This is a genomic window from Nocardioides sp., assembly GCF_035481145.1.
Classification (GTDB): Bacteria; Actinomycetota; Actinomycetes; order Propionibacteriales; family Nocardioidaceae; genus Nocardioides.
Map to the genome: position 1 here is coordinate 1 of NZ_DATIHB010000104.1, position 8,653 is coordinate 8,653.

The window sequence follows — 8,653 nt, forward strand, 5'->3', positions numbered from 1 at the left end:
GACCGGCTCGGTCTGGAGCGCCTGCCACTCCTGGTACCGCCAAGCCGACGGCCGGATCACGACCAACTGGCCCTGGCTCGGCGTCCAGTACCGCTCCCGGGCGAAGTTCCGCGCCGAGGACTACGCGCCGGTCCCCGCTTCCGTCGGCTGACCACAACGAACGGTTCGACTGACCACAACTGCAGGTTCGGCGCCGAACGTGCGCGTGTGGTCAGTCGAACGTGCAGTTGTGGTCACGCCTGGATGGCGGCGCCGGACTCGATCAGCTTGTCGACGTCCTCGACGCCCCAGGCCGCGAGCGCCTCACGGGTGTTGGCACCTGCTCCGACCGCGGGCGTGCTGAGCGTCGGCTCGGTGCGCGAGAAGCGTGGGGCGGGAGCGGGCTGGAGCATGCCGCCGACCTCGGCGTACACACCGCGGGCCTTGATATGCGGGTGCTCCGCGGCCTCCGGGATCGTCAGGATCGGGGCCACGCAGGCGTCGGTCCCGTCGAAGATCGCAGCCCATTCGGCCATGCTCTTCGACTTGAACTTCTCGACCAGCACCGGGCGCAGCGCGTCGGCGTCGAACTGCTGCGGACCGTCCTCATCGAGCTCGAGCAGGGCCGCCATGGCCGCGTAGAACTGGGGCTCGATCGCGCCGACGCTCATGTGCCGGCCGTCGGCAGTCTCGTAGACGCCGTAGAAGGCGGCGCCGCCGTCGAGCATGCCCGCCGCACGCTGGTCGGCCTGCGCCAGCCCGGTGCCGACCATCATCGCGCCCATCGCGTTGAGGTGCGCCGTGCCGTCGACGATCGCTGCATCGACGACCTGGCCCTTGCCCGAGACGCGCGCCTCGAGCAGGGCCGCGAGCACGCCGATCACGAGGTACGACGAGCCGCCGCCGAAGTCACCGAGCAGGTTGGCCGGGAAGTGCGGCTTCGCGGCGTCCTGGCCGAGGCCGAAGAGTGCCCCGGCGATCGAGATGTAGTTCATGTCGTGGCCCGCCGTCGGCGCGAGCGGCCCGTCCTGGCCCCAGCCGGTCATCCGGCCGTAGACGAGCTTCGGGTTGCGGGCCCAGCACTCCTCCGGGCCCAGGCCGAGGCGCTCGGTGACCCCAGGGCGGTTGCCCTCGATGAGGATGTCGGCGTCCGCGATCAGCTGGAGGACCGCCTCGACTCCGGCGGGGTCCTTCAGGTTGAGCGCGACCGACGGCCGACCGCGGGCCATGAAGTCCTTCTCGCCGAACGACAGCATCTGCCCGCCCGGCCGGTCGACGCGGATGACGTCCGCGCCGAGGTCGGCGAGGGTCATGCAGGCGTGCGGCCCGGGGCCGATACCGACGAGTTCGACGACCTTGATGCCACGCAGTGGACCGGTGCCCTGACCGAGTTCGATGCTCATGGGTACGGACTGTACCCGGCACTTGCTCCAGCAACTGGTCTTGAGTGGCAGCTTTTCGCGCCGGATTGCTGCCGATCAAGACCAGTTGCCGCGCGGAAGCGGTCCGAGCCGCCGTCAGTGGCCGTCAGTGGCCGGCGTGACCGGCGTGACCCGCGCCGGGACCCTCGTGCAGGTGGTGGACCGCCGCGTGGCCCAGGCCCCGCTCGATCATCCAGCGGTTGACCGGGACGGTCACGACGAACGCGACGGCGAGGGCCGCACCCAGCGACACCCAGAAGAACCAGTCGGTCAGCATCGAGTCCATCGCACCGGGCACGGCGAGGAGGATCCCGTTGTCGACGACCTCCATCACCAGGATCGAGACGGTGTCGGCCGCGAGTGCGGTGCGGACCGCCGTACGCACGTCGGCGCCCGAGCGTCGTACGCCGACGAAGGTCAGCAGGTAGCCGAAGAAGAAGGCCAGACCGACGGCGAGGGCGATCGAGGCGGCGTCGCCCCAGTCCCACCAGGTGGCCAGCACCATGCCGAGCACCTCGCCGATCGCGCAGCCGGTGAGGCAGTGGAGGGTCGCCGAGATCGCGGTGCGCCAGGAGTTCGTGTTCACGACAGGAGAACATATACCCCCCGGGGGTATATTCCAAGACGTGGCGCGGATCGCAGCGCCGCAGGGCTTGCAACTTGTTGCATAGGTGTCGCACACTCGACCCATGGCCCTCGAGCACGCTCTCCTCGTCTCCCTGCGCGAACGCGCGGCGAGCGGCAGCGAGCTCACCCGCCGCTTCGACAAGTCGTTCGGCTACTTCTGGTCCGCGACCCACCAGCAGATCTACCGGACGCTGGCCCGCATGGAGACCGACGGTTGGCTCACCTCCACCGTCGTCCCACAGCACGGCAAGCCCGACACCAAGGTGTACGCCGTCTCCCCGCTCGGCGAGAAGGTCCTCGCCGCCTGGCTGGTCGAGGCACCCGCCCCCGCCCCCCTCCGCAGCGACCTGGCCGTGAAGCTCCGCGGTGCGTCGTACGCCGGGGACCGGGCCGCCGTGCTCGACATGGCCCGCGCCCAGCGGGCCGAGCACCAGGCGCGCCACGCGGCGTACGAGCAGATGCTCGAGCGGCAGTTCCCCCACCCCGAAGAGCTCTCGGACACCCACCTGGACCGCTACCTGGTCCTGCGTGCCGGCGTCCGGGTCGAGGAAGGCTGGATCGGCTTCCTCGACGAGTACATCTCCACCCACGAGCGCCGTGCAGGGCGACCCGAGAAGGAATCACGATGAGCAACTACCCCCACCTCCTGTCGCCCCTCAAGGTCGGCACCACCGAGCTGCGCAACCGCGTGGTCATGGGCTCGATGCACAACGGCCTCGAGGACAAGGTCTCCGACGTCCCGAAGCAGGCGGCGTTCTTCGCCGAGCGCGCGCAGGGCGGCGTCGGCCTGATCGTCACCGGCGGCTACGCGCCGGAGTGGCAGGGCTGGGTGAAGCCGTTCGCCGGTGGCATGCGCACCCGCAAGGACGCGATGCACCACCGCGAGATCACCGACGCCGTGCACGCGCACGGCGCCAAGATCGTCATGCAGATCCTGCACACCGGACGCTACTCCTACCAGCCGTTCTCGCTGGCCCCGAGTGCGATCCAGGCGCCGATCAACCCGTTCAAGCCGAAGGCGATGAGCGCGAAGCGGATCGAGAAGACGATCAACGCCTTCGCCCGCTCGGCCTGGCTCGCGCAGAAGGCCGGCTACGACGGCGTCGAGATCATGGGCTCCGAGGGCTACCTGATCAACCAGTTCCTCGCCGAGCGCACCAACAAGCGCACCGACGAGTGGGGCGGCTCGGCCGCCAACCGGATGCGCTTCCCCATCGAGATCGTGAAGCGCACACGCGAGAAGGTCGGCCCGGACTTCATCCTCCAGTACCGCATCTCGCTGCTCGAGCTCGTCGAGGGCGGCCAGAGCTGGGACGACATCGTCACCCTGGCCAAGGAGCTCGAGAAGGCCGGCGTCGACATCTTCAACACCGGCATCGGCTGGCACGAGGCGCGCGTCCCCACGATCATCACGCAGGTCCCCCGGGGCGCCTGGGTCGACACCACGGCGGCGCTCAAGCCGCACGTGAACGTCCCGGTCATCACCTCCAACCGGATCAACACCCCGCAGATGGCCGAGGAGATCCTCGCCGACGGCAAGGCCGACGCGGTCTCGATGGCGCGCCCGTTCCTCGCCGACTCCTTCATCGTGCAGAAGGCCGCCGAGGGCCGCGAGGACGAGATCAACATCTGCATCGCCTGCAACCAGGCCTGCCTCGACCACGCCTTCAAGAACCAGAAGGTCTCCTGCCTGGTCAACCCGCGCGCCGGCCGCGAGACCACGCTGGTCCTCTCCCCCACGCGCTCGAAGAAGACCGTTGCCGTCGTCGGCGCAGGCCCCGCCGGCCTCTCCGCTGCGGTCGCCGCTGCCGAGCGGGGCCTCGCGGTCACCCTCTTCGAGAAGAACGCCGAGATCGGCGGCCAGTTCCGCCTCGCCATGGAGGTGCCGGGCAAGGAGGACTTCAAGGACTCCGTGGCCTACTTCGGCCGCATGCTCGAGGTCCTCGGCGTCGACCTCCGCCTCAACACGACGGCAGACCCGGCCACGCTCGCGGCGTACGACGAGGTCATCATCGCCACGGGCGTCGAGCCGCGCACGCCGGCGATCCCGGGCATCGACCACCCCAAGGCCGTGTCGTACGCCGACGTGCTCGCGGGGCGCGTCGTGCCCGGCAAGAAGGTCGCCGTGATCGGCGCGGGCGGCATCGGTGTCGACATCTCCGTCTTCCTGACGCACGAGGACGAGACCCTCGACGAGTGGAAGGCGCACTGGGGCGTCGGCGACGCCACCATGGACCCCGCGGGCCTGACCGAGAAGAAGCCGCGCACGCCCGCCCGTGAGGTCTGGCTGCTGCAGCGCAAGGCCGAGCGCATCGGCAAGGGCCTGGGCAAGACGTCGGGCTGGGCGCACATGGCCCACCTCAAGCAGGACGGCGTCCACCAGATCAGCGGTGCGTCGTACGACCTGATCGACGACGCCGGCCTCCACATCACGGTGACCACCAAGGACGGCGAGGTGTCGAAGCAGGTGCTCGACGTCGACCACGTCGTCATCTGCGCCGGCCAGGAGTCGGTCCGCGGCCTGTACGACGAGCTCCACGTCGCCGACCGCCCCGGGCTGCACATCATCGGCGGTGCCGATGTTGCCGCCGAGCTGGACGCCAAGCGCGCGATCCTCCAGGGCACGGAGACCGCCGCCGCTCTCTGATGCACCGTCGATACGGCAACTGAGCGAGCGCCGAGTCGAGCTTGCTCGATCTCGGCCGAGCGAGGGCGGAGTGCACGAGCGCAGCGAGTGCTGACCCGGGTTTTGGTCCGCCGAAACCCGGGTCATGGCGCACTGAGACCCGCGTCTGGGTCAGGCGTCGAAGGTCCAGAGCATCAACCCGCCCGGCGACACGACACGCAGGTCGCCGCCCTCACCCGTGAAGCGGACGGCGTCCCCCTCGGCCAGCTCGAGGTCCCCCAGGCACGCGGCTCCGGTCGCCACGAAGAGGTGCGCGTGCGCCACCTCCGGTACGACGAGCGCGTCGCCGGCGGCGGCCGCGGAGATCCACAGCGTCGCTCCCGATGCGCCGATCGGGAGACCGTCCCCGCCGACGACCGCGGTCCAGCCGGGCCCCGGGTCGGCGACGGCCGAAGCGTAGGAAGGCGTCGCTCCCCAGGCATCGGGTCGTACCCACGTCTGCACGAAGCGGGTCTCCCCCGCATCGGGCGCGGCGAGCTCCGAGTGCACCACCCCTGTGCCCGCCGACATGACCTGCACCTCGCCAGGCGTCAGCACGCCGGACGAGCCCACGGAGTCGCGGTGCGCGAGCGCTCCGGAGAGCACCCAGGTGACGACCTCGATCTCCTGGTGCGGGTGGTCGGGGTAGCCCGCCCCCGGCGCGAGCAGGTCGTCGTTGTGCGAGACGAGCAGGCCGAAACCGAGGTTGGCGGGGTCGTAGTGCGGTCCGAACGAGAACGAGTGCCGGGTCTCTCGCCCGGCCTCGACGGTCACGAAGCGCGCGCCGCCGCGGCGTACCTCCAGGGACATGGCTCCATCCTCCCCCACCAGAACCCGGGTCCTCTCCCACCGGAACCGTCAGGCGGGGACGAGCACCTTCAGGGCCCCGGGCAGCGCCTCGATCCGGGCGGGGGCGGCCTCGCGTGCGGGGAGGTCGGGCAGCGGCTCACCGTCGCCTCCCATCGGCACGCGGGGACTGCCGTGGACCTCCACGACCCTGCCGCGCAGGACCACCACATCGTCACGGAGCACATGGCGCCCGCGGTAGATCGTCGGCATCGCGGTGATCAAGGCGCGACGCGACGAGGAGGCGACGACCACGACGTCGAGCAGGCCGTCGGTCACCGAGGCGTCGGGCGCGATCTGCATCCCCGCCCCGTAGTACGCCGAGTTGGCGACCACCACCGTCGCGGCACCGAAGCAGTGGCTGACGCCGTCGACGACGACCTCCATGTCGACGGGCGTGTAGGTGGCGAGCGCTCGGACCGCGGCGACGGGGTACTGCAGGAACGTGGGCAGCCATCGCATCCGCTCGACCAGCTCGACGGCCCGCGCGTCGACGCCTGCGTAGACCGAGCCGACCACCGCATGAGCGGCGCCCCCAGCCACCCCCGGCACGGTGCACGCGATCAGGTCGACCTGCTCCACCCGGCCATCCAGCAACACGCGCGCGGCATCGCCGGGCTCGCCCGGAATCGCCAGCATCCGCGCGAAGTCGTTGCCGCGTCCCGCCGGCACGAGGCCCAGCACGCCACCCCGCTCCGTCACGAGGCCTGCGACCGACGAGACAGTGCCGTCGCCGCCCACCGCGACCACGACGTCACCCCGGGCACAGGCTGCGGAGACAGCCGCACGGGTGGCCGCGGAGCCCTCGCAGCTCACCACCTCCACCGAACGGCCGGCTCCCTCGAGGACAGCGCGGGCATCGTCCGCGGCAGCCACGGCGGCACCGCCGGCACGTGGGTTGACCAGGAGTGTGTACGTCACCGGTCAAGCATGGCACTGGGGTGACCCCAGTATCGGTCTAGTCCGGTCGACCTATTTGCACAGTTGCACTCCCCAGATGTCCCCCAGAGGTCCATCATCGAAGGATGCGCTCCCGACTTATCGAGCGGGACGCGGAGACCGCTACTCTCGGGCGGCTTCTCGACCGCGCCCGGGGCGGTCATGGGGAACTGGTGGTGTTCGAAGCGCCTCCCGGCATGGGCAAGTCCCGGCTCCTGTGGCATCTACGGGACGCCGCCCTTCGCGACGGCTGGCGCACCCTCGACGTGCGCGCGACGCCGATGAGCCACACCCTCGAGTACGGCGTGCTGCGCGACTGGTTCGGCCCGCTCGCGCACCGCCACCGAGCGGGCGAGCACCCCTTCGACGGACCCGGCGCGGCGCTGGCGGCCCTGGCCGACGGGGCATCCCGCACGCTGGGGGACTTGGCGTACGGCGCCCGCTGGGTGCTCGAGGACCTCTGCGCGGATCGCCCGCTCCTGCTGACGGTCGACGACACGCAGTGGCTTGACGAGGCCTCGCTCCAGGTCCTCGACCTCCTCGCGCCCGCGCTGCGGCAGCTGTCGTGCGTGCTGGCCTACACCGTCCGTGTGGGCGAGGAGGCCACCTGCCCGGAGTCGCTGGCGCGGCTGCGTGAGGTGAGCCGGGTGCTGCGGCCCGGGCCGCTGACGGTCGGCGGTGTCGCCACCCTCCTGGAGCAGCACCGGCTCGACCCGGCGCAGGCGAACCGGATCCACACGGTCACCGGGGGCGTGCCGCTCTTCGTCGGCGAGGTCATCACGCACGGCGGCGACGACGTCCCCGAGTCGCTGGTCCGCGCGATCACCGGCCGCCTGCGGAGGCTCTCGGCCACCGCGCTCGACACGGCCTCGGCGGTTGCGGTGCTCGGCACACACGGCGCCACCGGGGCGGTCGCCGAGCTCGCCGGCCTGCCACCGGCCACCGTCGTCCAGGACCTCGCCCTGCTCGCCACCGCCCAGCTCGCCGAGCGGGTCGAGGGCGCCCACCGGCTGCGCCACCCCCTGATCGCGGACGCCGTCCTGGCCGCACTGAGTGCAGCAGAGACGGCCGACCTGCACGGACGGTGTGCCGGCGTGCTCTCCCGTCGCGGCGCCCCACGCTCCGTCGTCGCCGAGCACCTCTGCCTCACGACGCCCGGGGACGACCCCGACACGCGTGAGCGACTGGCCGAGCAGGGGCGCCACTCGCTCTCGGCAGGCGACCCCGAGCATGCACGCCGCTGCTTCGAACGGGCGCTCGCGGAGGGACCCGTGACGGCGACCGAGGCCCCCCTGCTCGCCAGCACAGCCGCCGCCCTCGCCGCACTCGGCGAGATCGAGGCGGCGCGCGAGACCTGGCGCCGGGCGCGCTCGCTGACCGACGACCCCGAGGTCCTCGCCTCACTGCGCGCGGCCGAGGGTGACGCGCTGCTCGTCGCCGGCGAGCATGCCCAGGCCCGATCGACGTTCGGCTCGCTCGACGACATGCCCAGCAACGGGACGCCTGCCGCGCACGTCCTCGCCGAGCGCGCCGTCTTCTCGCACCTGATCATGGGCTCCCCGGCGAGCGAGACCCGTGAGCAGTTCGAGCGCCTCGTCGGCGAGCCCCGCGACAACAGCACGCCCGACGACCGCCGCGCGCTCGCGGCCGCCGCTGTTCTCGCCGTCGCCGACGGCGGAACCGCCGCCGAGGCCCGGCGGCTGGCGCTCCGGTCCATCGATCGCGGCGCCCTCTTCGAGCACGCGAACGCCGATGGCACGGCCGTCTTCATGGCCAGCTGCTCGCTCATCTGGTCCTCCGCCCTCGAGGAGGCCGACCGGCTCCTCACCCAGGCCATGGACAACGCGAAGCGGCGCGGATCTGTCCTCGAGTTCGCCAACATCGCCGCGTGCCGCGGCACCGCGCGGTCCCGGATGGGCCTCACCGCCGAGGCCGAGCGCGACTTCCAGGCGACCCTCGACCAGCGGACCCACGGCTGGAACGCCGGCCTCGGCTTCGTGCTCGCGGGCCTCGTCGACGGCCACATCGCACGCGGCGAGCTCGAGAAGACCCTCCCGTGGCGGTCGAGCCTGGAGCGGATCGCCGGCGAACGCACGCTCCTGGCGGCCTACGCCCTCCACGCCCTCGGCGACATCGCCGCCGCCAACGGGGACCACGAGACGGCCGCCCGCCGATA

At 71.6% G+C, this 8,653-nt stretch carries 7 protein-coding genes; 3 read left to right on the forward strand and 4 right to left on the reverse strand.

The window, feature by feature from the left end; translation table 11 throughout:
- Positions 1-233: 233 nt before the first annotated feature.
- Entirely contained in the window at positions 234-1,382 is a 1,149-nt protein-coding gene (locus VLF38_RS09115) for a CaiB/BaiF CoA-transferase family protein (RefSeq protein ID WP_325270953.1), read from the reverse strand.
- A gap of 124 nt (positions 1,383-1,506) precedes the next feature.
- On the reverse strand, positions 1,507-1,986 hold the full coding sequence (locus VLF38_RS09120; protein WP_325270954.1) for a DUF4396 domain-containing protein: 480 nt from the start codon (positions 1,984-1,986) through the stop codon (positions 1,507-1,509).
- Between the two features lie 103 nt (positions 1,987-2,089).
- Between VLF38_RS09120 and VLF38_RS09125 the strand changes: the two genes are divergently transcribed.
- Positions 2,090-2,656, forward strand: coding sequence for a PadR family transcriptional regulator (locus VLF38_RS09125; protein ID WP_325270955.1), 567 nt, complete (start codon positions 2,090-2,092; stop codon positions 2,654-2,656).
- Positions 2,653-4,674, forward strand: a complete 2,022-nt coding sequence (locus VLF38_RS09130) for an NADPH-dependent 2,4-dienoyl-CoA reductase (protein ID WP_325270956.1) — start codon at positions 2,653-2,655, stop codon at positions 4,672-4,674. The genes VLF38_RS09125 and VLF38_RS09130 overlap by 4 nt, the downstream gene beginning before the upstream one ends.
- A 150-nt stretch (positions 4,675-4,824) precedes the next feature.
- Here the strand turns inward: VLF38_RS09130 and VLF38_RS09135 are convergent, their stop codons facing one another.
- On the reverse strand, positions 4,825-5,502 hold the full coding sequence (locus tag VLF38_RS09135) for a pirin family protein (protein ID WP_325270957.1): 678 nt from the start codon (positions 5,500-5,502) through the stop codon (positions 4,825-4,827).
- Between the two features lie 48 nt (positions 5,503-5,550).
- Positions 5,551-6,459 carry a diacylglycerol/lipid kinase family protein gene (locus VLF38_RS09140; protein WP_325270958.1) on the reverse strand — a complete coding sequence of 303 codons (909 nt, stop codon included), beginning with the start codon at positions 6,457-6,459 and terminating at the stop codon, positions 5,551-5,553.
- A 104-nt stretch (positions 6,460-6,563) separates the two neighbouring features.
- Between VLF38_RS09140 and VLF38_RS09145 the strand changes: the two genes are divergently transcribed.
- On the forward strand, positions 6,564-8,653 hold a 2,090-nt coding region (locus VLF38_RS09145; RefSeq protein ID WP_325270959.1), incomplete at its 3' end, for an AAA family ATPase.

Coding starts and splice junctions, on each gene's coding strand:
- VLF38_RS09115 (WP_325270953.1), bottom strand. CDS start 1,382: ATGAGCATCGAACTCGGTCAGGGCACCGGTCCACTGCGTGGCATCAAG.
- VLF38_RS09125 (WP_325270955.1), top strand. CDS start 2,090: ATGGCCCTCGAGCACGCTCTCCTCGTCTCCCTGCGCGAACGCGCGGCG.
- VLF38_RS09130 (WP_325270956.1), top strand. CDS start 2,653: ATGAGCAACTACCCCCACCTCCTGTCGCCCCTCAAGGTCGGCACCACC.
- VLF38_RS09135 (WP_325270957.1), bottom strand. CDS start 5,502: ATGTCCCTGGAGGTACGCCGCGGCGGCGCGCGCTTCGTGACCGTCGAG.